The 24,416-nt window shown below is 62.2% G+C and carries 27 protein-coding genes; 20 read left to right on the top strand and 7 right to left on the bottom strand.

What is annotated here, in order from left to right:
• Positions 1 to 66: 66 nt before the first annotated feature.
• Together ACI2KG_RS12445 and ACI2KG_RS12440 are read left to right on the top strand one after the other, a co-directional pair.
• Positions 67 to 282, top strand: a complete 216-nt coding sequence (locus ACI2KG_RS12445) for a dodecin (RefSeq protein WP_400613066.1) — start codon at positions 67 to 69, stop codon at positions 280 to 282.
• A gap of 101 nt (positions 283 to 383) precedes the next feature.
• Positions 384 to 605, top strand: a complete 222-nt coding sequence (locus ACI2KG_RS12440; RefSeq protein WP_400613068.1) for a DUF1161 domain-containing protein — start codon at positions 384 to 386, stop codon at positions 603 to 605.
• Between the two features lie 99 nt (positions 606 to 704).
• On the opposite strand, the gene ACI2KG_RS12435 is transcribed toward ACI2KG_RS12440, so the two are convergent.
• Positions 705 to 1,709, bottom strand: coding sequence for an LLM class flavin-dependent oxidoreductase (locus ACI2KG_RS12435; RefSeq protein ID WP_404662116.1), 1,005 nt, complete (start codon positions 1,707 to 1,709; stop codon positions 705 to 707).
• A 153-nt stretch (positions 1,710 to 1,862) separates the two neighbouring features.
• Between ACI2KG_RS12435 and ACI2KG_RS12430 the strand changes: the two genes are divergently transcribed.
• Both ACI2KG_RS12430 and ACI2KG_RS12425 read left to right on the top strand, forming a co-directional pair.
• Positions 1,863 to 2,288: an OsmC family protein gene (locus ACI2KG_RS12430; protein ID WP_400613073.1), complete on the top strand. Its 426-nt coding sequence runs from the start codon at positions 1,863 to 1,865 to the stop codon at positions 2,286 to 2,288.
• Positions 2,289 to 2,362: 74 nt separating this feature from the next.
• Positions 2,363 to 2,596: a DUF1161 domain-containing protein gene (locus ACI2KG_RS12425; protein WP_046615292.1), complete on the top strand. Its 234-nt coding sequence runs from the start codon at positions 2,363 to 2,365 to the stop codon at positions 2,594 to 2,596.
• Positions 2,597 to 2,730: 134 nt separating this feature from the next.
• Here the strand turns inward: ACI2KG_RS12425 and ACI2KG_RS12420 are convergent, their stop codons facing one another.
• Together ACI2KG_RS12420 and ACI2KG_RS12415 are read right to left on the bottom strand one after the other, a co-directional pair.
• Positions 2,731 to 3,144: a hypothetical protein gene (locus tag ACI2KG_RS12420; RefSeq protein WP_404662115.1), complete on the bottom strand. Its 414-nt coding sequence runs from the start codon at positions 3,142 to 3,144 to the stop codon at positions 2,731 to 2,733.
• 53 nt (positions 3,145 to 3,197) lie between these two features.
• The gene (locus ACI2KG_RS12415; protein WP_404662114.1) at positions 3,198 to 3,611 is read right to left on the bottom strand and encodes a hypothetical protein; all 414 of its coding nucleotides are present in this window, start codon (positions 3,609 to 3,611) and stop codon (positions 3,198 to 3,200) included.
• Positions 3,612 to 3,696: 85 nt separating this feature from the next.
• On the opposite strand from ACI2KG_RS12415, the gene ACI2KG_RS12410 reads away from it, so the two are divergent.
• Entirely contained in the window at positions 3,697 to 4,770 is a 1,074-nt protein-coding gene (locus ACI2KG_RS12410) for an aminopeptidase (protein ID WP_404662113.1), read from the top strand.
• 123 nt (positions 4,771 to 4,893) lie between these two features.
• Here the strand turns inward: ACI2KG_RS12410 and ACI2KG_RS12405 are convergent, their stop codons facing one another.
• Together ACI2KG_RS12405 and ACI2KG_RS12400 are read right to left on the bottom strand one after the other, a co-directional pair.
• A complete protein-coding gene (locus ACI2KG_RS12405; protein ID WP_404662112.1) occupies positions 4,894 to 5,544 on the bottom strand; it encodes an HAD family hydrolase in 651 nt (216 codons plus the stop codon).
• A 114-nt stretch (positions 5,545 to 5,658) separates the two neighbouring features.
• Positions 5,659 to 6,207 (bottom strand): gamma carbonic anhydrase family protein, encoded by a 549-nt coding sequence (locus ACI2KG_RS12400; protein ID WP_004575263.1) that lies wholly within the window; start codon positions 6,205 to 6,207, stop codon positions 5,659 to 5,661.
• Positions 6,208 to 6,309: 102 nt separating this feature from the next.
• On the opposite strand from ACI2KG_RS12400, the gene prlC reads away from it, so the two are divergent.
• From prlC to ACI2KG_RS12370, 6 genes are all read left to right on the top strand, one after another.
• Positions 6,310 to 8,361, top strand: coding sequence for an oligopeptidase A (gene prlC / locus ACI2KG_RS12395; RefSeq protein ID WP_404662111.1), 2,052 nt, complete (start codon positions 6,310 to 6,312; stop codon positions 8,359 to 8,361).
• Entirely contained in the window at positions 8,358 to 8,639 is a 282-nt protein-coding gene (locus tag ACI2KG_RS12390; protein WP_404662110.1) for a YheV family putative zinc ribbon protein, read from the top strand. The genes prlC and ACI2KG_RS12390 overlap by 4 nt, the downstream gene beginning before the upstream one ends.
• 124 nt (positions 8,640 to 8,763) lie before the next feature.
• Positions 8,764 to 10,758 carry a M3 family metallopeptidase gene (locus ACI2KG_RS12385; protein ID WP_404662109.1) on the top strand — a complete coding sequence of 665 codons (1,995 nt, stop codon included), beginning with the start codon at positions 8,764 to 8,766 and terminating at the stop codon, positions 10,756 to 10,758.
• 71 nt (positions 10,759 to 10,829) lie between these two features.
• Positions 10,830 to 11,888 (top strand): PA0069 family radical SAM protein, encoded by a 1,059-nt coding sequence (locus ACI2KG_RS12380; RefSeq protein WP_404662108.1) that lies wholly within the window; start codon positions 10,830 to 10,832, stop codon positions 11,886 to 11,888.
• 426 nt (positions 11,889 to 12,314) lie between these two features.
• Positions 12,315 to 13,034, top strand: coding sequence for a carbonic anhydrase (locus tag ACI2KG_RS12375; RefSeq protein ID WP_003253046.1), 720 nt, complete (start codon positions 12,315 to 12,317; stop codon positions 13,032 to 13,034).
• A 193-nt stretch (positions 13,035 to 13,227) separates the two neighbouring features.
• Positions 13,228 to 14,760: a SulP family inorganic anion transporter gene (locus ACI2KG_RS12370; protein WP_404662107.1), complete on the top strand. Its 1,533-nt coding sequence runs from the start codon at positions 13,228 to 13,230 to the stop codon at positions 14,758 to 14,760.
• A gap of 139 nt (positions 14,761 to 14,899) precedes the next feature.
• On the opposite strand, the gene ACI2KG_RS12365 is transcribed toward ACI2KG_RS12370, so the two are convergent.
• A complete protein-coding gene (locus ACI2KG_RS12365) occupies positions 14,900 to 15,541 on the bottom strand; it encodes a hypothetical protein (protein ID WP_404662106.1) in 642 nt (213 codons plus the stop codon).
• Positions 15,542 to 15,910: 369 nt separating this feature from the next.
• On the opposite strand from ACI2KG_RS12365, the gene coxB reads away from it, so the two are divergent.
• The 4 genes from coxB to ACI2KG_RS12345 are packed head-to-tail and all read left to right on the top strand — an operon-like array spanning position 15,911 to position 20,152.
• Positions 15,911 to 17,038 carry a cytochrome c oxidase subunit II gene (gene coxB, locus ACI2KG_RS12360; protein ID WP_404662105.1) on the top strand — a complete coding sequence of 376 codons (1,128 nt, stop codon included), beginning with the start codon at positions 15,911 to 15,913 and terminating at the stop codon, positions 17,036 to 17,038.
• 43 nt (positions 17,039 to 17,081) lie between these two features.
• On the top strand, positions 17,082 to 18,671 hold the full coding sequence (gene ctaD / locus ACI2KG_RS12355) for a cytochrome c oxidase subunit I (protein WP_404662104.1): 1,590 nt from the start codon (positions 17,082 to 17,084) through the stop codon (positions 18,669 to 18,671).
• Positions 18,672 to 18,681: 10 nt separating this feature from the next.
• Positions 18,682 to 19,248 carry a cytochrome c oxidase assembly protein gene (locus tag ACI2KG_RS12350; RefSeq protein ID WP_404662103.1) on the top strand — a complete coding sequence of 189 codons (567 nt, stop codon included), beginning with the start codon at positions 18,682 to 18,684 and terminating at the stop codon, positions 19,246 to 19,248.
• A 16-nt stretch (positions 19,249 to 19,264) separates the two neighbouring features.
• On the top strand, positions 19,265 to 20,152 hold the full coding sequence (locus ACI2KG_RS12345) for a cytochrome c oxidase subunit 3 (RefSeq protein ID WP_404662102.1): 888 nt from the start codon (positions 19,265 to 19,267) through the stop codon (positions 20,150 to 20,152).
• Positions 20,153 to 20,260: 108 nt separating this feature from the next.
• Here ACI2KG_RS12345 and ACI2KG_RS12340 read toward each other — a convergent pair whose 3' ends face one another.
• Positions 20,261 to 20,464, bottom strand: coding sequence for a twin transmembrane helix small protein (locus ACI2KG_RS12340; RefSeq protein ID WP_003258925.1), 204 nt, complete (start codon positions 20,462 to 20,464; stop codon positions 20,261 to 20,263).
• Positions 20,465 to 20,515: 51 nt separating this feature from the next.
• On the opposite strand from ACI2KG_RS12340, the gene ACI2KG_RS12335 reads away from it, so the two are divergent.
• From ACI2KG_RS12335 to ACI2KG_RS12315, 5 genes are read left to right on the top strand one after another with little or no spacing between them, the layout of a single operon-like run.
• Positions 20,516 to 21,253, top strand: coding sequence for an SURF1 family protein (locus tag ACI2KG_RS12335; protein ID WP_404662101.1), 738 nt, complete (start codon positions 20,516 to 20,518; stop codon positions 21,251 to 21,253).
• A complete protein-coding gene (locus ACI2KG_RS12330) occupies positions 21,222 to 21,803 on the top strand; it encodes a hypothetical protein (protein ID WP_404662100.1) in 582 nt (193 codons plus the stop codon). Before ACI2KG_RS12335 ends, ACI2KG_RS12330 begins: the two co-directional genes overlap by 32 nt.
• 9 nt (positions 21,804 to 21,812) lie before the next feature.
• Entirely contained in the window at positions 21,813 to 22,892 is a 1,080-nt protein-coding gene (locus ACI2KG_RS12325) for a heme A synthase (RefSeq protein WP_404662099.1), read from the top strand.
• Positions 22,877 to 23,770, top strand: a complete 894-nt coding sequence (gene cyoE, locus ACI2KG_RS12320) for a heme o synthase (RefSeq protein WP_404662098.1) — start codon at positions 22,877 to 22,879, stop codon at positions 23,768 to 23,770. The genes ACI2KG_RS12325 and cyoE overlap by 16 nt, the downstream gene beginning before the upstream one ends.
• A complete protein-coding gene (locus ACI2KG_RS12315; RefSeq protein WP_404662097.1) occupies positions 23,767 to 24,399 on the top strand; it encodes an SCO family protein in 633 nt (210 codons plus the stop codon). Before cyoE ends, ACI2KG_RS12315 begins: the two co-directional genes overlap by 4 nt.
• The last annotated feature ends 17 nt before the right edge of the window (positions 24,400 to 24,416 follow it).

Below are 24,416 nucleotides of genomic sequence, written 5' to 3'. Positions count from 1 at the left end.
CTGCTCGCAGGTAAACCAGGCCTGCACTGCTAGGCTCAAGGTCAACGTTATTCAAGGAGAGTGCACATGTCCGATCACCACACGTACAAAATGATCGAGTTGGTAGGGTCGTCGACCACCAGCATCGAGGATGCCATTCAGAACGCCCTGGCCGAAGCGGCCAAGAGCATCAAGCTGTTGGAGTGGTTCGAAGTGGTCAACACCCGCGGACACATTCGTGACAACAAGGTCGAGCATTTTCAGGTCACGCTGAAGGTCGGCTTCCGTATCGCCAACAGCTGACACAATACCGGGCTGGATGAGCCCGGTGTGATGGGGTATCACTACAGGGGCGCCCTTAGGGGGCGCCTCTGCTGATTTCATCTGCACAAGGAAAGCGAGTGATGAACAAACTGATTGTGGCGCTGGGCCTGATGTCCCTGGCCGGTGGTGCGCTGGCGGCGGGCAAGCCGTGCGAAGAATTGAAGGCGGAAATCGCGGCCAAGCTGGATGCCAAGGGCGTTAACGGTTACAAGCTGGAAATCGTCGACAAAGGCGACCCGGCGGGCAAGGTGATTGGTAGCTGTGAGGCGGGTACCAAGGAGATTGTGTACCGTCGCGGTTAACGTGTTGGCTTCATTCGCGGGTAAACCCGCTCCCACAGGCCGGTGGAGACCTCAGGCCTTGTGATAATCCGGTGGGAGCGGGTTTACCCGCGAAGAAGTTCACTCGCTCTTGAGAGCCTGCGCCATCAATTCATAGGACCGGATCCGGTCCGCATGCTCGTACAAGTCACAGGTAAAGATCAGCTCATCCGCCCCGGTCTGCTCCAGCAGCACCTCGACTTTGGCCCGCACCTTTTGCGGGTTGCCGATCATCGCCAACCCCAGGAAGCTCCCTACCGCATCGCGCTCATGGGGCAGCCACAAACCCTCCATGCTTTCCACCGGCGGTTTCTGCATCAGGCTTTGCCCGCGAATCAGCGCGAGAATGCGCTGGTACACCGAGGTAGCCAGGTACTCGGCGTGCTCATCCGTCTCGGCCACCACCATGGGAACACCCAGCATCACATACGGCTTGTCCAGCGTGGTCGAGGGCTTGAAGTGGTTGCGGTACACGCGGATTGCCTCGTGCATGTAGCGCGGCGCAAAGTGCGAAGCGAAGGCGTAGGGCATGCCGCGCATGCCGGCCAACTGGGCGCTGAACAGGCTGGAACCGAGCAACCACAGCGGCACATCGGTGTCGTGCCCCGGCACGGCGATCACTTTTTGATCATCGGTACGTGGCCCGAGGTAGCGCGACAACTCTTCGACATCGTCCGGGAAATCGTCCGGGCCGCCCGCGCGGTCACGGCGCAAGGCATAGGCGGTCATCTGGTCTGAGCCCGGCGCACGCCCCAGGCCCAGGTCGATGCGCCCCGGGTACAGGCTGGCCAGTGTGCCGAACTGCTCGGCGATCACCAGAGGCGCATGGTTGGGCAGCATCACCCCGCCAGAGCCCACACGGATAGTCGAGGTACCCCCGGCAAGGTAGCCGATCAGCACCGATGTGGCCGAACTGGCGATACCGTCCATATTGTGGTGTTCGGCCACCCAGAAGCGGTTGTAGCCAAAGCGCTCGACGTGCTGCGCCAGGTCCAGCGAGTTGCGCAGCGATTGCGCCGGGCCTGCGTCGGCGCGTACGGGCACCAGGTCGAGGGTGGAAATCTTAATGTCACGCAGCTGCGTCATGGAGCCTCCGCATAGGTGGTTGGCCACAGGCCTTTTCAATTCTGTATGGGCACATTCGGCGGATTCAATGCTTGCTGTGCGATTGCGCTGAACTTGCCGTAGGCAGCTCGCCTCTGAACCCATAAGCACGTAACCCAGTGACCAGGAGGCATCATGAAAAAAACAGCATCGGCAATCTGGCAAGGTGGCCTGAAGGACGGCAAGGGCCTGCTTTCTACCGAAAGCGGCGCACTCAAGCAGAACCCATATGGCTTCAATACTCGCTTCGAGGGTACGCCCGGGACCAATCCGGAGGAACTGTTGGGTGCGGCGCATGCCGGCTGCTTCTCGATGGCGCTGTCGATGATGCTTGGTGAGGCGGGGCTCACTGCGGACCGGATCGACACCGCAGCCGAGGTGACCCTCGATAAGCAAGCGGATGGTTTTGCAATTACCGCTGTGCACCTGGTGCTAAGGGCCAAGGTACCCGGGGCCAGCGAGGCGCAGTTCCTCGAGATTGCCAACAAGGCGAAGGAAGGTTGCCCGGTGTCCAAGGTGTTGAACGCCAAGATCAGCCTGGATGCTGCGTTGGTAGGCTGAAGCGGCGCAACGATGGCAGTTTGCTGTAGTCTAAACAGCGTCGGCAGCACTACTGCCCTTTCAGGAGCCGTTCCATGATTCGCGTAGCAATCGCCGTGTTGGCTTCGCTGGTCGCCACGTCTGCGCTGGCGGCGGTGAAACCGTGCGAGGAACTCAAGGCCGAGATCGAAGCGAAGATCCAGGCCCAGGGGGTACCGTCCTATACCCTGGAGATCGTGCCCAACAGCGAGGTCAAGGACCAGAACATGGTGGTCGGGACCTGTGATGGTGGGACCAAGAAGATCATTTATCAGAAGAATGATCGGTAAGACTTGAGATGTTGGGGCCGCTTTGCGGCCCATCCGACCGGTCCGGCGTACCGGCAAGGCCGCTCCTACAGGGTATTGCGTACCCCTTGTAGGAGCGGCCTTGCGTCGCGATGGGCTGCGCAGCAGCCCCGGATTCACGGAATGCAGAACACGTTGCTGGGCTCGTTCACCAGCACCGTACGGCTGGCGTCATACAGCAACACCTGCGGCTCCATCACCGGCGCCCGCGCCTCCAGGCGGTAACGCTCGCCAGCCTTGAAGTCATCAAAGCGTACGGTCAGGTAACAGGTACGGTCGCGCGGCTCGGTCAGGGTGCCCCCCGAGTAGATTTCATAATCAAAGCGCACCACCAGTTCGTGCTTGCCCGGCGTTACCTGAAAGTAACGGCCGTCCTCCAGGCGCTTGCCGTCGAGGCGGTCGGCCATGATCACCCGGCCGGGGGTCATGGTGTAGAGGTCGACCCAGGCCTGCTTGGGGTCGACGGGTGGCAAGGGGCTGGCGCAGGCCCCCAGTGCACTGAGGGCGATCAGCATCATGGGCTGGCGCATGGCAAAACTCCCACTTGCGAGTTACACGCTACAAGCATAGCGCCGTTTGCGTCTCAGGTGCGCTGGCAACCCGCCGGCAGGCCTTGGCCGAGCAGTTTTTGCTGATGGTCGTACAGTTTGATCCAGGGCCGGAAGCCGATGCTGCCAGCCTGCAGCTGGTAACGCTGCCCGGCGCTGAAGTCCTTGAAGGTCAGCTTGACCTGGCAATCGCGCCACAGCGGCGCGTCGACCGGGCCGATATTGCTGGGGGTAACCGGGAACTGGTAACGCACGGTCAGCTCGTGGCTGCCGGGTTGTACTTCGAAGTAACGGCTGTCGACCCAGTCGAGCTCATCCACCTGCACGGCGTCCAGCGAGGTGTTGTCGTAGGGGGTTAAGTCGATCCAGGCCTGGTTCGGGTCCGGGTCTGGCAACGTCGAACAGGCAGATATCAGCAACAGTGAACCGGCGACCAACAATGCACGCATGGCGAAACTCCCCCTTGGCGAGATAGTCTTGGAGCGAATCGGCCTTGAGCGAGTCAGACAGTCCCGGATGCTTCGACTTTTTCTTATGCAGCGCTCAGGCCCTGGGGCACTCGACCGCGTTTTCACCCGTTTTGTTCCGCTGCTGGCAGCGCTCCTGCTGAACGGTTGCAGCAGTGCTGCCTACTATGGGCAACTGGCCGAGGGCCAATGGCAACTGCTGCGGGCACGCCAGCCGGTGGAGCAGGTAGTGGCCGACCCCGCTACCCCAGCGCCCTTGCGCGCGCACCTGCAACAGGCTGAACAGGCGCGGGCGTTTGCCAGCCAGCACTTGAAACTGCCCGACAACCGCAGCTACCGGGTGTACGCCGACCTTGGCCGCCCCTACGTGGTGTGGAACGTATTCGCCACGCCCGAACTGTCGTTGCAGCCGGTGACCCATTGCTTTCCGATTGCAGGTTGCGTGGCCTATCGCGGCTACTACCAGCAAGGCGCGGCGCGTGGTGCGGCGGCATTGATGCGCCAGAACGGGCTGGATGTGTACGTCGGTGGGGTGGAGGCCTATTCGACCTTGGGCTGGTTTGATGACCCGATACTGTCGTCGATGATGGGTTGGGGTGACGAGCGCCTGGCGACGTTGATCTTCCACGAGCTGGCTCACCAGCGCTTTTATGTGCAGGACGACACCGAGTTCAACGAGTCGTTTGCCTCGTTTGTCGAGCAGGAAGGTACGCGGCAATGGCGCGTGGCGCGTGGTCTGGCTGCGGTTGGTGAGGGTCGGGGGCAGCAGCGTGAGCAGTTCATCCGCCTGGTGCTTGCCAGCCGGGAGCGGTTGCAGGCGATTTATGCCGGGCCGCTGGATGATGCGCACAAGCGGATTGCCAAACAGGCGGAGTTTGAGCGGTTGAGGCGGGAATACCGGCAGCTGCGTGATGGCCAATGGGGCGGGGACAAGCGTTATGACGCCTGGGTGTATGGGCCGATGAACAATGCCAAGTTGTTGCCGTTTGGGTTGTATGACCAGTGGCTGCCGGCGTTTGCGGCGGTGTTCAAGAAAGTTGATGGGGACTGGACGCGGTTTTATGAGCGGGTTGAGCAACTGGGAAGGTTGCCGGTCGCTGAAAGGAAGGCTGTGTTGCAGAGGTTGATGGTTAACCTGTGAGATTTTGGGGCCGCTTTGCGGCCCATCGCGACGCAAGGCCGCTCCTACAAAGGCCCTGCATACGCCGGAAAATGTAGGAGCGGCCTTGCGTCGCGATGGGCTGCAAAGCAGCCCCAATGGCCTTCAAACTTTGATAAATGCCTGATGCATCTCGGTCAAGGTGGCAAAGTGGAAAGCTGGCTCTTCGGCCATCAATTCTTCCCGGCTACCAAACCCATACCCCACCGCCACGGCCTGCAAGCCATTGCTGCGCGCCCCGATCAGGTCATGCTTGCGGTCACCGATCATCAGCGTCTGCGCCGGGTCCAGCCCTTCTTCGTCCAGCAAATGGCGAATCAGTTCGACCTTGTTGGTACGCGTGCCGTCCAGCTCGCTGCCGTAGATCACCTTGAAGTGGTGGTCGAAGGCGAAGTGCCGGGCAATTTCACGGGCAAATTCCCACGGTTTGGAGGTGGCGATGTACAGCGTCCGGCCTTGGCCGTTCAGGGCTTCAAGCAACTCCGGAACACCGGCGAATACCAGGTTTTCGTAGAGGCCGGTCACCCGGAAACGCTCGCGATAGAAGTTAACCGCTTCCCAGGCCTTGGCTTCGTCGAAGCTGTAGAACTGCATGAAGGCCTGCAACAGGGGTGGGCCGATGAAGTGTTCCAGGCGGGCCAGATCCGGCTCGTCAATGCCCAGCTTGGCCAGGGCGTATTGGATCGAGCGAGTGATGCCCAGGCGTGGGTCGGTCAGGGTGCCGTCGAGGTCGAACAGGATGTTTTGCTGGTGCATGTACGGGGTTCCACTTGAGTCTGTGTGGCCATCATTCGCGGGTAAACCCGCTCCTACAGGGATATCACAGGGCCAGAGGTAACCCTGTGGGAGCGGGTTTACCCGCGAATACGGTCATTCAGGTTGATCGTAGCCCTCGGCCAGATGCTGGTCCTTGAGCTTCACATAATTGCCCGCGCTGTAGGAAAAGAACGCGCGCTCCTTGTCGTTCAGCAGCCGAGCCTGTTTCACCGGGCTGCCCATGTACAGGTAGCCACTGACCAGGCGCTTGCCCGGCGGCACCAGGCTGCCGGCGCCAATGATCACTTCGTCCTCGACGATGGCGCCGTCCATGATGGTGCTGCCCATGCCGACCAGAATGCGGTTGCCCAGGGTACAGCCGTGCAGCATCACCTTGTGGCCGATGGTCACTTCGTCACCGATGATGAGCGGGAAACCGTCCGGGTTGAACGGGCCGGCGTGGGTGATGTGCAGCACGCTGCCATCCTGCACGCTGGTGCGCGCACCAATGCGGATGCGGTGCATGTCGCCGCGCACCACGGTCAGTGGCCAGACTGAGCTGTCCTCACCGATCTCCACGTCCCCCAGCACCACCGCCGAACGGTCGACGAATGCCCTGGGCCCCACTTTCGGAGTGTGTTGCTGGAAGCTGCGAATGGCCATGATAGCGTCTCTCATCTGTGCCGATAGGCAGGCTGCCTGCTGCGGTCGGCGTCGATTGTAATTAAGATGGGGCAGTGTTTCTTCTGCCAAGGTATCCGAACCGTGAGTGCGAACAACCCGCTTCTGCAGCCGTACGATCTGCCGCCCTTCTCGCAAATCCGTGCCGAACACGTGTTGCCGGCGATCGAAGCGATCCTGGCCGACAACCGTAAAGCCATTGCCGAGATCCTCGAAAAGCAAGGCAAAAACCCTACCTGGGCCGGCTTGGTGCAGGCCATGGACGAACTGAACGACCGCCTGGGTGCTGCCTGGAGCCCGGTCAGCCACCTCAATGCGGTGTGCAACAGCGCCGAACTGCGCGAGGCCTACGAGTCGTGCCTGCCGGCATTGAGCGCCTACTCTACCGAACTGGGCCAGAACCGTGCGCTGTTCGAAGCCTACCAGGCGCTGATCGCCAGCCCTGAGGCTGCCAGCTTCGACGTGGCGCAAAAGACTATCCTCGAGCACGCCCTGCGTGACTTCCGCCTGTCGGGTATCGACCTGCCGGCGGACCAGCAGCAGCGCTATGCCGAGGTACAGAGCAAGCTCAGCGAACTGGGTAGCCGGTTCTCCAACCAGCTGCTCGACGCCACCCAGGCCTGGACCAAGCACGTTACCGACGAAGCCGCGCTGGCTGGCCTGACCGACTCGGCCAAGGCACAGATGGCCGCCGCCGCCCAGGCCAAGGGCCTTGACGGCTGGCTGATCACCCTGGAATTCCCTAGCTACTACGCAGTCATGACCTACGCCAGCGACCGCGCCCTGCGCGAAGAGCTGTACGCGGCCTACTGCACCCGCGCTTCGGACCAGGGTCCGAACGCCGGCCAGAACGACAATGGCCCGGTGATGCAGGAAATCCTCGACCTGCGCCAGGAACTGGCCGAGCTGCTGGGCTACAAGAACTACGCCGAGCTGAGCCTGGCGACCAAGATGGCCGAGTCCAGCGACCAGGTGCTGAGCTTCCTGCGTGACCTGGCCAAGCGCTCCAAGCCGTTTGCCGCCCAGGACCTGCAGCAGCTCAAGGCCTACGCCGCCGAGCAAGGCACCCCTGAACTGGCCAGCTGGGACGCCGGCTACTTTGGCGAGAAGCTGCGCGAGCAGCGCTACAGCGTGTCGCAGGAAGCCCTGCGCGCCTACTTCCCGATCGACAAGGTGCTGGGCGGCCTGTTCAGCATCGTGCAGCGCCTGTACGGCATCGAAATCGCCGAACTGAAAGGCTTCGACAGCTGGCACCCCGATGTGCGCCTGTTCGAAATCAAGGAAAACGGCCAGCACGTCGGCCGCTTCTTCTTCGACCTGTATGCCCGCGCCAACAAGCGTGGCGGTGCCTGGATGGACGGCGCCCGCGACCGTCGCCGCACTGCGGGCGGCCAGCTGCAGAGCCCAGTGGCCAACCTGGTGTGCAACTTCACCCCGGCCGCGCCTGGCAAACCGGCGCTGCTGACCCACGATGAAGTCACCACGCTGTTCCACGAATTTGGCCATGGCCTGCACCACATGCTGACCCGCATCGAGCATGCCGGGGTTTCCGGAATCAACGGCGTGGCCTGGGATGCGGTCGAGTTGCCAAGCCAGTTCATGGAAAACTGGTGCTGGGAGCCGGAAGGCCTGGCGCTGATCTCTGGCCACTATGAAACCGGTGCGGCCCTGCCCCAGGACCTGCTGGACAAGATGCTGGCGGCGAAGAACTTCCAGTCGGGCATGATGATGGTGCGCCAGCTGGAGTTCTCGCTGTTCGACTTCGAGTTGCACGCCAGCCATGGCGACGGCCGCAGCGTGCTGCAGGTGCTTGAAGGTGTGCGCGACGAGGTGTCGGTCATGCGCCCACCGGCGTACAACCGCTTCCCCAACAGCTTCGCGCACATCTTTGCCGGCGGCTACGCAGCGGGCTACTACAGCTACAAGTGGGCCGAAGTGCTGTCGGCCGACGCTTTCTCGCGCTTCGAGGAAGAAGGCGTGCTGAACGCCGAGACGGGTCGCGCCTTCCGTGAGGCGATCCTGGCCCGTGGCGGTTCGCGTGAGCCTATGGAGCTGTTCGTCGACTTCCGTGGCCGCGAGCCTTCCATCGATGCATTGCTGCGCCACAGTGGCCTGACCGAGGCCGCTGCGGCATGAGTGAGGTAGCCGTGACCAAGACCAAGAAGCGCTTTATTGCCGGGGCCGTGTGCCCGGCATGCAGCGAGCCCGACAAGCTGATGATGTGGAACGAAGACGGCGTACCGCACCGCGAATGCGTGGCCTGCGGCTTTACCGATACCCTCAACGAGCAGGGCTTGTCGGTGCCGAAGGAACTGGGCACCCGGGTTAACCATCTGGAGCCGAAAGCGGCACCGGCCAAGGTGCAGACGGTGCAGTTCTTCCCTAACCCGAAGCTGAAGAAACCGGCTGAATAAAGCCACTTTGCCGCCCGGGCGCAATGCCCGGGCAGGCAGGCCTGGGTGGTAGATACTCAGGCCACCTTCTGCCCGCTGGCCATGCAAGCTTGCCTGCTCTTCACTACGAGCAAGGTGCTGCGCGATGGACAACCCCCTCCTGCAAAATAGCCATATCCCCGTCGATTACTCTTCGATCACCCTCGAAAATATGCGTGCGGCCTTTGACCATGTGCTGTTGGCGCATGAACAAGGTATCGAGCGCATTATTCTAGAGCAGCAGGCGATGCCTACATGGGATGACATGGTGCTGGCCGTGGATGGGCTGGATAGCCGGCTGCTGGCGGTGTTGTATGCGGCCTCGCCGTTGGTTGATCGGGATGTGGCCTGGGCCAATGCCATCGTCGATTTCTACGGTAAAGTTACCGCACGCTTTGAGCAGAAATTCGTCAACAGTAGCCTGCATGCGCTGTATCAGCGCTTGGCCGGTAGCGAAATCGGCAAGCAACTGGATGCCGACAAGCGCGCCACGTTGCGTTGGCATCTGGACAAATTCGCTTCAAGTGGCGTGTTGCTCGACACCGCTGACAAAGCACGCCTGGCAGGTCTTCAGGCGCAGATTGGCGCAGCCCGTGAGGCATTCCGCAGCAATATCAACCGGCCGGACCTGAGCGTTACCGACGAGGCCGAGCTGAGCGGCATCCCGCAACGCATACGCGACCAAATGGCTGCACGGGCACAGCAGGCAAGTGAGCCAGGTTGGCTGATTGCCTGTGACAGTGTCACGACTGACGACGTGCTCAGGCATGCTGCCCACCGCCCGTTGCGAGAGCGCGTGTACCGGGCGTTCCACGGCCGTGGGGTCAGCCATGATCCACAGCAGGACAACCGCTGGCACCTGGAGCAGCTGGCGCAATTGCGTGAAGAAACAGCCCTTCTGCTCGGTTTTACCAGCCACCTGGAGCAGAGCCTGCATGTGAAGAGCGCGGGTTCGGTGGCCCAGGTGCGCAGCTTTCTCAACGATCTGGCGGGGGATGTGCGACCGGCCATGCTGCGCTGGCGTTCGCAGGTGGAGCGCCTGGCTGCCGACAAAGGCCTGGGGCAACCTCAGCCTTGGGATCATGACTACCTGCAGGCCGCTTCGCGCACGGCGTTTTCCAGCGAATCGTTGCGCGAATACTTCCCGTTGGGTGCGGTGGTCGGCGCGTTGCAGCAGTTGGCACTGAAGCTGTTTGGTGTGGAACTGAAACCCAAGCCCCTGGCTACCTGGGAAGACAGCGTACAGCCGTTTGAGGTGTGGCAGGACAACGCCTTCATCGGCTTCTTGTATCTGGATGCCGTGCAACACGCCGGCAAGCAGCCGGACGCAGTGTTCACCACCTATGTCAGAAACCGCCGGGTCGATGCCGAGGGGATCTATCAGGTGGCCTCGGTGGTGGTTTTCTGTGATGTGCCGCAGGCGCTGCCAGGCCGCCAGCCATTGCTCGACCACCTGGCGTTGCGCAAGCTGTTCCACGAGTTCGGCCATGCCCTGCACCATTTGCAGGTACGTACGACCAACCATGTGATGTCCAACGTCACCGAGCTGGGTACCGATGGTGTGGAGCTGTTTGGCAAGCTGTTCGAGTGCTGGGTGTGGGATGCGAGCTACCTGGCGGCGATCTCGACGCACACCCGCGATGGTAGCCAGCTGACCCGGCTGCAAGCCGAGCAGTACCTGCAGGGGTTGCGGCAGCAGGGCGTGGAGGAAACTGCGCGTAATCTGAGCCTGGCGCTGTTTGACATCGACCTGCACGGCACGCCGAACGATGGCCGCTCCCTCGAGCAGCGCCTGAATGACGCCCGTGAGCGTTGTGGCTACTGGCCATTGGCTGATTTCGAGCACCCGGCGCATGCCTTCGATCATCTGGTAAACGGTTACGATGCCGGCTACTACGCCTACCTGTGGTCGGATGTGCATGCCTGCGACCTGTTCACCCGCTTCGAGGCAGAGGGCTTGTTGAATCGGGCTACAGGCCGGGCGCTGCAAGACGCGTTGTTCGCCCCGGGGGCATCGCGCCCGTTGCGCGAAGGCATCGAGGCGTTTCTTGGCCGGCCCGCCAGCCAAGCCGCGTACCTGCGCTGGCATGGCCTGAAGTAGGTAGACCAGAGGTGCTGGAAAGATTAGTGCATGCGCGATACTGTATATAGGTACAGTATAAGGGGCAGGCCATGATTCCTCCAGCACCGCAAAAAGGCCGCGGCACGGCGCACAACCCGCACAACCGCTTCGCCCCGAACCACTCGGAGGCAGAGGATGACGGCTGGTATCAGGAAGTGCCGCAGAGCCAAGGCACCGAGGTGCGGATCGAGACGGCCAAATCGGTGATCAGCCGCAACACCTCGCCCGACCTGCCCTTTGACCGCTCGATCAACCCTTACCGTGGTTGTGAACATGGCTGCATCTACTGCTATGCCCGCCCCTCACATGCCTACTGGGACCTGTCGCCTGGCCTGGACTTCGAGACCAAGCTGATCGCCAAGACCAACGCCGCCGAGGTGCTGGTGCAACAGTTGAGCAAGCCGGGTTACGTGTGCGCACCGATCAACCTGGGCTCCAATACCGATCCGTACCAGCCGATCGAGCGGGAACAGTTGCTGACCCGGCGCCTGCTTGAAGTGCTGCTGCGCTTTCGCCACCCGGTCACCATCGTCACCAAGGGTGCGCTGGTATTGCGCGACCTCGACCTGCTCGCCGAAATGGCCCGCCAGCGCTTGGCGCGGGTGATGATCAGCCTGACCACGCTGGACGATGACCTAAAACGCGTGCTCGAACCGCGGGCGGCCTCGCCTGGCGCGAGGTTGCGGGCCATACGCGTATTGCGCGAAGCGGGTGTGCCGGTGGGCGTGTTGTGCTCGCCGATGATTCCGATGATCAACGACAGCGAACTGGAGCGCCTGCTCGAGGCGGCCAAGGAGGCTGGCGCGCAAAGCGCGGCGTACATGATGCTGCGCCTGCCCCTGGAGGTGGCACCGTTGTTCGAGCAGTGGCTGCAGGACCATTACCCGCAGCGGGCGGCGCATGTGTTGAGCCTGATCCGCCAGAGCCGCGGTGGTGAGTTGTATGACAGCCGTTTTGGCGCACGCATGCGCGGTGAAGGGGTGTTTGCCGAGTTGCTGGCGCAGCGCTTTGCCAAGGCCATGAAACGCCTGGCGTTCGAGGGGCGGGAGGCGCAGACGCTGGATTGCTCGGCGTTCTGCCCGCCGGGTGGGCAGATGGCCCTGTTCTGAGTTCCCGATGGTTGCGCGGCCCCCGGTAGGAGCGGCCTTGTGTCGCGATGGGCTGCAACGCAGCCCCTGCAATATCAGCACTGCTACCAAGATCGTGGGGCTGCTTTGCAGCCCATCGCGACACAAGGCCGCTCCTACAGGGGGCGTATTGCCAGCCTCGAATGCAACTAATCCGAGTTAATAATTACGCTAATACATATTGGCAGCTGATGTTTTTTTGCTATTATCCAGATCCCGCCTTCTTCATCTGGAACACCCGTTCTAGAGCCTTCGAATTAAGTTTCAGTTAAGTTTTCCCCGCTAGCGTAGGAAACCAGTCCACACCGACTGTGATCTATGGCCCGTGCGTGTCATCTAAATCCCTGCATAGCCAGAATCTTTCACCGGTAAAATGGATTTACCTACTCACCGTCAAGAGGATGAATCATGCCCGTCAAGGACCCATCCAAGGTCGTACCGCAGGTCCCCGCGGAAAGCGCCGATGCTGCTTTGAAGCACATCGTCGACGGCTTCCTGCGCTTTCACCATGATGTATTCCCCGATCAGCAAGAGCTGTTCAAGAAGCTCGCCACTGCGCAAACGCCGCGCGCCATGTTCATCACCTGCGCCGATTCGCGCATCGTGCCCGAGCTGATCACTCAGAGTTCCCCTGGCGACCTGTTCGTGACCCGCAACGTGGGTAACGTGGTACCGCCTTATGGCCAGATGAACGGCGGCGTTTCCAGCGCCATCGAATACGCCGTAATGGCGCTTAAAGTGCACCACATCATCATTTGCGGCCATTCCGACTGTGGCGCCATGCGTGCGGTACTCAACCCGCAGTCGCTGACCAAGATGCCTACCGTTGGCGCCTGGTTGCGCCACGCTGAAGTGGCCCGTACCGTAGTCGAGAACAACTGCTCCTGCGGTAGTGAACACGAAACGATGCAAGTGCTGACCAAGGAAAACGTCATCGCCCAGCTGCATCACTTGCGTACCCATCCTTCGGTGGCTTCGCGCCTGGCCGCTGGCGAGCTGTTCATCCATGGCTGGGTGTACGACATCGAGACCAGCAAGATCGAAGCCTACGACGCCGCGAGCGACAGCTTCCTGCCTTTGGCTGCTGGCGAGCCAGTGCCCTGCGCCACTCCGAGAGGCCGCTACTAAGCGACCCGTCCGCCCGCTGAAACCTTGATAGCCGGCTGCACCCTGTAGGGGTGTGGCGCGGCCTTCTGCTGCCTTGAATTCCCTGACTGCCTTGCCGGCACGCCCGCTGGCGGCCCGCGCCTGCGCGTTTGTCAGGGGCAAACGTGCCCACGGCCAGGGGAATGGCTGTGCGACTGGATAAAGGAGAAACACAGTGAACATTACACAGTTGAAAGCGGCCCTGCCGCGTGAGTTGCTGGCGTCGGTGGTGGTCTTTCTGGTGGCCTTGCCGTTGTGCATGGGTATTGCGATTGCTTCGGGCATGCCACCGGCAAAAGGCCTGATTACCGGCATTATCGGCGGTGTTGTTGTGGGTTTCCTCGCGGGTTCTCCGCTACAAGTCAGCGGCCCCGCCGCGGGCTTGGCGGTGTTGGTGTTCGAGTTGGTGCGCCAGCACGGCATGGCCATGCTCGGGCCGATCCTGTTGCTGGCCGGCCTGCTGCAGTTGGTGGCGGGGCGCCTGCGCCTGGGCTGCTGGTTCCGGGTTACCGCACCGGCGGTGGTATACGGCATGCTGGCGGGGATTGGCGTGCTGATCGTGCTGTCACAGGTGCATGTGATGTTCGACACTGCGCCGCAGCCGTCGGGCCTGCAGAACCTGCTGGAGTTCCCGGCAACCTTGAGCGCGGCCCTGCCGCAGGAGAACGCTGGCGCTGGCTGGATAGCCGGTGCGCTGGGCCTGGGTACCATCGCCATCATGTGGGGCTGGGAGCGCTTGCGGCCGCAGCGGCTACGCTTCGTGCCCGGTGCACTGCTCGGGGTGGCGAGCATGACCGCCGTGAGCATGTGGCTGGCCTTGCCGGTGAACCGCGTGCAGGTGCCGGCAGACCTGTCCGAGGCCATCGACTGGCTCCACCCGGGTGACCTGATGCAACTGGCCGACCCTACCCTGCTGGTCGCCGCGTTTGCCCTGGCGTTCATCGCTAGCGCCGAAACCTTGCTGTCGGCAGCAGCGGTCGACCGCATGCACAGCGGCCAGCGTTCGGACTTCGACCGCGAGCTGTCGGCCCAGGGCATCGGCAACATGCTGTGCGGGATACTCGGTGCCCTGCCAATGACCGGGGTGATCGTGCGCAGCTCGGCCAACGTCCAGGCGGGGGCGCAAACCCGGGCCTCGGCGATCTTCCATGGCCTGTGGTTGCTGGCCTTCGTGGTCGCGCTGAGCAGTGTGCTGCAGCAAATTCCGGTGGCGAGCCTGGCGGGGGTACTGGTGTTTACCGGGGTCAAACTGGTCGACTTCAAGGCGTTTCGCGGGCTGGGCCGCTATGGGCGCATGCCGATGTTCACCTATGCAGTGACGGCGCTGGCGATCATCTTCACCGACCTGTTGACGGGTGTGCTGCTCGGTTTTGCCCTGACCTTGCTGAAGCTGGCGTTCAAGGCGGCGCGGCTGAGGATCAACCTGGTCAGCCTGGATAAGGCTGGGCATATGGAGCTAAGGCTCAGTGGCGCGGCCACTTTCCTCAAGGTGCCGGCGTTGACCCAGGTGCTGGATGGGGTGCCAGCGGGGACCACCCTGCATGTGCCGCTGGGTAACTTGAGCTATATCGATCACTCATGCCTGGAACTGCTGGAGGATTGGGGCCGGAGTAACTCGGCGAATGGGTCGCGGTTGTTGATCGAGCAGCGGCGGTTGAAGCGGCGGATTGAGGGGCGGTTGCGGACTACGGCGGGGGTTGGGGCCTAAAGCTGAAGTTTTGTATTGCTTGAACTGGCCTATTCGCGGCGGTTCGACGCCTCGATGAACCCGGTCCTACACAGGTAACGTGTTGACACGAAAACATTGTAGGAGCGGGTTCACCCGCGAAGAGGCCGGAACAGGAATATCAGGCCGGTTGACCCAGCTCAACACCCAGCTGGCGCGACAGGCACGGCCAGCGCTTCCACGCCGCGCCGGTTTCCGGGCTGCTCAATTTCTCGCGATAAGCCTCTACCGACTCCACTGCAAAGCTCGCGTCATCGAGCATTTCGTCGACCGAATGGTGCACCACTTCGTCCAGCTGGTTGGCAAAGGGTTCGCCAATCAGCTGGTGAGCAATCAGGTTCGCCACTGTGGTATCGACCGGAATCAGTGGTTGCTTGAAGTGGCGGATGTACAGGTCGTTCACTTCTTCCACCAGGCGGTGCGCCAGGTAGGCCTCGTCCAGCAGGCAATCCAGGCCCACATGCCCTTGCATCACGCTGGGCGGTTGCAGGAAGTACGCCTCGGCAATTTTCAGTACAGGTTTGATCTGCGACTCGATCCCGGCCTCGCGGGCAACCGCGTGGGCCGCCTCCAGCAGTTCCGGAACCTGGTCGATGTAGGCGCTGACGAAGCGCGCCAAAGTACCCTGGGCGTCCTGCTCAGGCAGTTGGATCGAGGGGTGCAGGTGGGGCAGTTGCAGCTCGAGACGCGTTTTCAATTGGCCGGTCTGGCCTTCGTGTTGATGGGCTTGGCTTACCTGCTCGCGTACAGCAGCGATGTTCATGACAACTCCAGGGACATTACGTTTCAAACGGAAGACACTAAATTAGCTCGGTATACAGAATGCCTAAGACTTGTTTGTTATAAACGGCGCAAACGTGTGCGCTCTCAGGCATATCGAATGGCCATTATTTGGCCACACCCTATCAAGCACGCGCTTTTCGAGCCATTTGGTCAATACGTGAAGTTCATTTCACAGGCTGCATTGCGTGCCATTGGTCGCTGTCTATACTCCCGTTGAACGTGATTCGTTGATGAGGCCCGACTGCTTTTAGCAGGGGCTCGGTCGTCGAAGCCAGGCAGTCTTGACCGCCGTTCCCTCTTGCCGCAGGCCACGCCTCCGGGACAACAAGAATTAGAAGGGGAACCCGCAATGATGCGACATCCACATGTCTGGATGGGCCTGCTGTTGTGGTCGGTTTTTGGTCAGGCCAACGCGGCCTGGACCGTGAACATGCACCCGGGGGCGACGGAAGTCTCCAACGCCGTCTTCGACCTGCACATGACCATCTTCTGGATCTGCGTGATCATCGGCATCGTGGTATTTGGTGCGATGTTCTGGTCCATGGTCGTCCACCGCCGCTCTACCGGGCAGCAGGCCGCGCATTTCCATGAGCATACCTGGGTAGAAATCCTCTGGACGGTGGTCCCCTTCCTGATCCTGGTGGTCATGGCCATCCCGGCCACCAAGACCCTGATCGACATCTACGACGCCAGCGAGTCGGACATCGACATACAGGTTACGGGCTATCAGTGGAAGTGGCACTACAAATACCTGGGCCAGGACGTGGAATTTTTCAGCAACCTGGCCACGCCCGCCGAGCAGATCCACAACCAGGCGCCCAAGGACGAGCATTACCTGCTGGAGGTCGACCAGCCGCTGGTGCTGCCGGTGGGCGCCAAGGTGCGCTTCCTGGTCACTGCCGCCGACGTGATCCACTCCTGGTGGGTGCCGGCTTTTGCGGTCAAGCGCGACGCCATCCCCGGCTTCGTCAACGAAGCCTGGACCCGCATCGAAAAACCCGGCATCTACCGCGGCCAGTGCACAGAGTTGTGCGGTAAGGACCATGGCTTCATGCCGGTGGTGGTCGAGGTGAAATCCAAGGCCGACTACGACACCTGGCTTGGCGAGCGCAAGGCCGAGGCCGCCAAGCTCAAGGAGCTGACCAGCAAGGAATGGACCCTGGAAGAACTGGTCGAGCGCGGCGACAAGGTCTACCACACCACCTGCGTGGCCTGTCACCAGGCCGAAGGCCAAGGCCTGCCGCCGATGTTCCCGGCGCTGAAGGGCTCGAAAATCGCCACCGGGCCGAAGGAAGGTCACCTGAGCATCGTCTTCCACGGCAAGCCGGGCACGGCCATGGCCGCCTTCGGCAAGCAGCTGTCGGAAGTCGACATCGCCGCCGTGATCACCTACGAGCGCAACGCCTGGGGCAACAACAAGGGCGACATGGTCACGCCGAAGGACGTGCTGGCGCTGAAGCAGGCAGAAGCCAAGTGAACCGGGTTACTCGCGGCAATCAACGGATTGCAGGAGACAGGACATGAGTGCAGTGATCGACGACCATGCCAGTGGCCATGAGCACGCGCACGGCCCAGCCAAGGGCCTGATGCGCTGGGTGCTGACCACCAACCACAAGGACATCGGCACGATGTACCTGTGGTTCGCCTTCATGATGTTCCTGCTGGGTGGCTCGTTCGCCATGGTGATCCGCGCCGAGCTGTTCCAGCCCGGGCTGCAGATCGTCGAGCCGGCCTTCTTCAACCAGATGACCACCATGCATGGCCTGATCATGGTGTTCGGCGCGGTGATGCCGGCCTTTGTCGGCCTGGCCAACTGGATGATCCCGCTGATGATCGGCGCGCCGGACATGGCCCTGCCGCGCATGAACAACTTCAGCTTCTGGCTGTTGCCGGCGGCCTTCCTGCTGCTGGTCTCGACCCTGTTCAGCCCCGGCGGCGGGCCGAACTTTGGCTGGACCTTCTACGCCCCGCTGTCCACCACCTATGCGCCAGCCAGCGTCACCTTCTTCATCTTTGCCATCCACCTGATGGGCATCAGTTCGATCATGGGTGCGATCAACGTGATCGCCACCATCCTCAACCTGCGCGCCCCGGGCATGACCCTGATGAAAATGCCGTTGTTCGTCTGGACCTGGCTGATTACCGCGTTCCTGCTGATTGCGGTGATGCCGGTGCTGGCCGGCGTGGTGACCATGATGCTGATGGACATCCACTTCGACACCAGCTTCTTCAGTGCCGCCGGGGGTGGTGACCCGGTGCTGTTCCAGCATGTGTTCTGGTTCTTCGGCCACCCCGAGGTGTACATCATGATCCTGCCGGCCTTCGGCGCGGTCAGCTCGATCATCCCGGCGTTCTCGCGCAAGCCGCTGTTCGGCTACACCTCCATGGTGTACGCCACCGGCGCCATTGCCTTTCTGTCGTTCATCGTCTGGGCGCACCACATGTTCGTGGTCGGTATCCCGGTGGTGGGCGAGCTGTTCTTCATGTACGCCACCATGCTGATTGCCGTGCCCACCGGGGTGAAGGTGTTCAACTGGGTGAGCACCATGTGGGAAGGCTCGCTCACCTTCGAAACTCCCATGCTGTTTGCCATCGCTTTCGTCATCCTGTTCACCATCGGCGGCTTCAGCGGGTTGATGCTGGCGATTGCCCCGGCGGACTTCCAGTACCACGACACCTACTTCGTGGTGGCACACTTCCACTATGTGCTGGTGCCCGGGGCGATCTTCGGCATCTTCGCCTCGGCCTACTACTGGCTACCGAAGTGGACCGGCCACATGTATGACGAAACCCTCGGCAAGCTGCACTTCTGGCTGTCGTTCATCGGCATGAACCTGGCCTTCTTCCCTATGCACTTCGTCGGCCTGGCCGGCATGCCGCGGCGTATCCCCGATTACAACCTGCAGTTCGCCGACTTCAACATGGTCTCGTCGATCGGCGCGTTCATGTTCGGTGCCACGCAGATCTTCTTCCTGTTCATTGTCATCAAGTGCATCCGTGGGGGGGCGCCGGCACCGGCCAAACCCTGGGATGGCGCCGAAGGCCTGGAGTGGTCGATCCCCTCGCCTGCGCCTTACCACACCTTCCAGACACCGCCGGAAGTGAAGTAGGAAAGCTGCCATGAACGGCCTGTCGCTGAAACGCCTGGTCACGCGCCTGCTGATGCTGACGGTGGTGATGTTCGCCTTCGGCTTCGCCCTGGTGCCGATCTACGACGTGATGTGCAAGGCCTTCGGCATCAACGGCAAAACCGGGGGGCAGTACGAAGGCAGCCAGGTCAGTGACCCATCGCGTTCGGTGCGCGTGCAGTTCATGTCGACCAATGCCAGCGACATGGTCTGGGACTTCTACTCCACGGCCGATCAGCTCGAGGTCAACCCAGGGGCGGTGAACCAGATGATCTTCATCGCGCACAACCCGACCGACCGGCCGATGAGTGCGCAAGCGATACCCAGCATCACCCCGGCCGAAGCTGCGGCGTATTTCCACAAGACCGAGTGCTTCTGCTTTACCCAGCAGGTGCTGCAGCCCGGCGAACGCATCGAGATGCCGGTGCGCTTCATCGTCGACCGCGACCTGCCGGCCAGCGTGAAGCACCTGACACTGGCCTATACCTTGTTCGACATCACCGCTCGCCACCCGCCGGTCGCGCACGTTTCGGCCCAGGGCGTCAAGGGCGCCCGTTAAGGGAAGGAGAACAGCAATGGCAAGTCATGAGCATTACTACGTTCCGGCGCAGAGCAAGTGGCCGATCATCGCCACCCTCGGCATGTTCATCACGGTGTATGGCCTGGGCACCTGGTTCAACGACATGAAGGCCGGCCACCCGGATTCGCACGGGCCGCTGATCTTCTTTGTCGGCGCGTTGTTCTTGGCCTACATGCTGTTCGGCTGGTTCGGGGCGGTAGTCAAGGAAAGCCGCGCCGGGTTGTACAGCCCGCAGCTGGACCGCTCGTTCCGCTGGGGCATGAGCTGGTTCATCTTCTCTGAAGTGATGTTCTTCCTGGCTTTCTTCGGCGCGCTGTTCTACGTACGCGTGCTGGCCGGGCCGTGGCTGGGGGGTGAAGGGGCCAAGGGTGTAGCACACATGCTATGGCCGAGCTTCGAGTTCACCTGGCCGTTGCTGCACACGCCCGACCCGAAACTGTTCCCGCCGCCCAAGGAGGTGATCGACCCGTGGCACCTGCCGCTGATCAACACCATTTTGCTGGTCAGCTCCAGCGTGACCATCACCATTGCCCACCATGCCCTGCGCCGTGACCACCGTGGGCCACTGAAATTGTGGATGGCGCTGACCATCCTGTTGGGTATCTGCTTTATCGCTCTGCAGGCCTTCGAGTACCACGAGGCCTATACCAAGCTGGGGCTGACGCTGGGCTCGGGTATCTACGGGGCGACGTTCTTCATGCTCACCGGCTTCCACGGCGCCCACGTAACCTTGGGCACGATCATCCTGATCGTGATGTTCGTGCGCATCTTGCGTGGGCACTTCAACCCGGAAAAACACTTTGGTTTCGAGGCGGCCAGTTGGTACTGGCACTTCGTTGATGTGGTGTGGGTGGGGTTGTTCATCTTTGTGTATGTGCTCTAGGGCCAATCGCCGGCAAGCCAGCTCCCACAGGGGCTCACTGGGCCTGAGGCAGGCGGGGTTCCTGTGGGAGCTGGCTTGCCGGCGATGAGGCCATCAGCAAATGCACATTCAGAAGGGAGCATGTGAAACCAGCTGGCCACTGATGAAGCCCCAGGCGACCAAGCCGATGGTCAGGGCCGCCAGGGTCACCCGCACAGTCAGCGCTTTCAACAGGCGGGTCGAGTTTTCGTCGTCCTTGACCAGAAACACCAGGCCACTGAACAGGCTGGCAATGGTGGCCAACAGCATCAGGACAATCGCGGCCTTGAGCATGGCGCTACTCCGGGGGGATGCGGTGATGTGGATAAGTATAGCGAGGTGCCCGTGAGGTCATTTCGCCCAGGCTGGGTACCGACCCTGGTGGTGCTTGCGCTGCTGCCGGGGCTGATCGCGCTTGGCTGCTGGCAACTCGGCCGCGCTGAGGAAAAGCGTGTGCTGCTGGCCAGCTACGCCGAGCGCCGTATTGAAGCGCCGTTGGCCACGGCCCAGCTGACAGCCGATCAAGACAATAGCTTCCGCCGGGTCCACCTGTATGGCCGCTTCGATGCCGAACACAGCGTGCTGCTGGATAACCGCATGCGCGACGGGCAGGCCGGGGTCGAGCTGCTGCAACCTTTCCATGATCAGGCCAGCGGCCTGTGGTTGCTGGTCAACCGCGGCTGGTTACCTTGGCCCGACCGCCGCGTGCCGGTGCACTTCGACACCCCTGCGCACGCCTTGGCCCTCGACGCCTCGGTGTATGTCGCACCTGGCAGCACCTTCCAGCTGCACCCGGACCCCACCGGCGGCCAGTGGCCGCACCTGCTGACCGTAATCGATGGTGCACAGCTTTGGCCGCAGCTCGGCCGTGAAGGTTATGCCCACGAACTGCGCCTGGAACCCGGCCCGGCGACCTACCGCCTGGACTGGCCGGTCGTGGCCATGGGCCCGGAAAAACACCTGGGCTACGCCGTGCAGTGGTTTGCCCTGGCGACCGCCCTGGTTCTGCTTTACCTCTATTTCGGCTGGCACCAAAACAAGGAGAAACGCCATGGTCACCGCCACTCCGCTGGAAGTGCCTGAACGTAGCAAGCCCAGAGCCCGCGGGCGTTTGCAGCTGTTGCTGATCCTGTTGGTGGTGCTTGGGCCGATGATCCTGGCCACCAGCATGTACAAGCTCAACTTCTGGGTGCCGGATGGCCGCAGTTACCACGGCGCCATGATCGGCAACGGCGAAAGTCGTACCGATATCGGCGTGGCCGGCCAGGATCAGCGCTGGCAGCTGTTGGTTAGCGCGCCTGCGGCTTGCGCCGAAGACTGCCAGCGCCTGGTGTACCTGGCCCGGCAGATCCAGGTTGGCCTGGGCCGTGATGCCAGCCGCGCCAGCCATGCGCTGGCTGCCGCCCAGCCGCTGAGCGACGACTTCCAGGCGCTGCTCGGCCGTGAATACCCGCAGCTGCAACGCTACCCGCTGGATGCGCAACGTTATCTGCAGCAAGTCGGCGAGGCCGGCCCGCAACTGTGGATCGTCGACCCGCACGGCAACCTGGTGCTGCGCTACGACGGCAAGGTCAACGGCAAGCACGTACTGGATGACCTGCGTCACCTGCTCAAGCTGTCCAACATCGGCTAGGAGCCTGCCATGGCCAGACCCGGATTTCGCCTTGCTGTGTTCGCCACCCTGCTGGCGCTGCTGGTTGTCCTGCTCGGTGCCTACACCCGCCTGACCCATGCCGGCCTTGGTTGCCCCGACTGGCCGGGTTGCTACGGTTTTATCAGTGTGCCCAAGAGCGACGCGCAGCTGGCCCATGCCGAGCTGCACTTCCCTGAGCACCCGGTGGAGGCAGCCAAAGGCTGGGCCGAGATGGTCCACCGCTATTTCGCCGGCACCCTGGCGGTGGTGATCGCCCTGCTCGCCTTGCAGGCCGTGCGCCGGCATGCCCGCGATGGCCAGCCGTATCGCCTGCCGGTGCTGCTGCTGGGTGTGGTGCTGGCCCAGGCGGCGTTCGGCATGTGGACTGTCACCCTGAAGCTGTGGCCGCAGGTGGTCACCGCGCACTTGCTCGGCGGTTTCACGACCCTGAGCTTGCTGCTGCTGTTGTCCCTGCGTCTATCCCGGGCCTTTGCACCGTTGCCCAAATTGCCGTTGAGCCTGCGGCGCATCGCTGCGTTGGCCCTGCTGGTGGTGATCGGCCAGATCGCCCTGGGCGGCTGGGTCAGCGCCAACTACGCGGCGGTTGCCTGTATCGACCTGCCCACCTGCCACGGCCAATGGTGGCCGGCAGCGGACTTCAGCAACGGCTTCCACCTGACCCAGCACGTCGGCCCCAATTACCTGGGTGGGCAACTGGACAGTGATGCGCGCACAGCCATCCACATCAGCCACCGCCTGGGGGCGCTATTGGTGACCTGCGTGCTGCTGATGCTCAGCTGGAAGCTGCACCGCTGTGGCCTGCCCGGCCTGGCGCGGCTGGTACTGCTGGCGCTGGCCCTGCAAGTGGGCCTGGGCATCAGCAATGTCGTATTCCACCTGCCGTTGGCTGTGGCGGTGGCGCACAACGCGGGGGGTGCGCTGTTGCTGCTGAGCATGGTGCTGGTGAACTACCGCATTCGCGTGGTCGACAAGGTGCGCGTGGGTGTCGGTCATGGCTGGCGCCTGCGGCCGGTGACCGGTGTGGGCATTTCCCATCAGATGAGGAACGATTCGTGGCGACGCTTCTGAGCGCACGACGGGCCAGTTGGCGCGATTACCTGGAACTGACCAAACCTAAGGTGGTGGTGCTGATGCTGATCACCTCGCTGGCGGGCATGTTCCTCGCCACCCGCGCGGGTGTGAGCTGGAGCGTGCTGCTGTTCGGCAACCTGGGTATCGGCTTGTGCGCCGGCGGTGCGGCGGTAGTCAACCATGTGGTGGACCGGCGTATCGATGCACTGATGGCGCGCACCCGTAAACGGCCATTGGCCCAGGGCCGGGTCGAACCGCTGCCGGCATTGCTGTTCGCCCTGGCCCTGGCGCTGCTGGGCATGGCCCTGCTGCTGGTGTTCACCAATGCCCTTACGGCCTGGCTGACCCTGGCCTCGCTGCTGGGCTATGCGGTGCTCTACACCGGCTTTCTCAAGCGCGCCACACCGCAGAACATCGTCATTGGCGGCCTGGCCGGTGCTGCGCCGCCGTTGCTTGGCTGGGTAGCGGTCAGTGGCCATGTCAGCGCCGAGCCACTGTTGCTGGTGCTGATTATCTTTGCCTGGACCCCGCCGCACTTCTGGGCCTTGGCCATTCACCGCAAGGAGGAGTACGCCAAGGCCGATATCCCCATGCTGCCGGTGACCCACGGCGAGCGTTACACCACGCTGCATATCCTGCTGTACACCCTGATTTTGCTGGCGGTAAGCCTGCTGCCGTATGCCATCCACATGAGTGGCCCGCTGTACCTGGCCTGTGCCCTGGCCTTGGGCCTGCGCTTCCTGCAATGGGCCTGGGTGTTGTACCGTGGCAGCCGGCCGCACGCGGCGATCAGCACCTTCAAGTACTCTATTGGCTACCTGTTCGCGCTGTTCATCGCGTTGCTCCTCGACCACTACCTGTTGCTGAACCTATGACCCGAACCCAGAAAACCGTCTTCATTCTCGTTGCCCTGGTCGCGTTGATCCTGGGCCTGACCGTCAACAAGGTGCTCAATGGCCGCGACCAGCCCAACCCCACCGAGCTGATCGACGCCGGCATCATTCTGCTGCCGCAAAGCCGCACCGTGGCCGACGTGACCATGACCAACCAGGACGGCCAGCCGGTGCAGCTGAATGACCTGAAGGGCAAATGGTCGTTGCTGTTCTTTGGCTACACCTATTGCCCGGACATCTGCCCGACTACCCTGGCCCAGTTGCGCCAGGTGAAGAGCGAGCTGCCCAAGGAAGCCGTCGACCGGCTGCAGGTGATATTGGTGAGCGTGGACCCGAACCGCGACACGCCGAACCAGCTGAAGCAGTACCTGGGCTATTTCGACAAGGACTTTGTCGGGGTGGCGGGGTCGATCGAGGATACCCAGAAGCTGGCAAATGCCTTGAGCATTCCGTTCATTCCGGCGGATACCAGCAAGCCGGGGTATACCGTGGATCACAGCGGCAACCTGGCGGTTGTCGGGCCGGATGGGCGTCAGCGCGGGTTCATTCGGGCGCCGTTCAATAACCAGAAGCTGGTTGCGCAGTTGCCTGGGCTGGTGAAGCGGGATTGAGATGGTTGGGCCTGCTG

The sequence above is a fragment of the Pseudomonas sp. NPDC089407 genome (assembly GCF_044900445.1).
Classification (GTDB): Bacteria; Pseudomonadota; Gammaproteobacteria; order Pseudomonadales; family Pseudomonadaceae; genus Aquipseudomonas.
The sequence above is the reverse complement of the archived record's forward strand: the minus strand, read 5'-3'. Positions and strand labels throughout refer to the sequence as shown.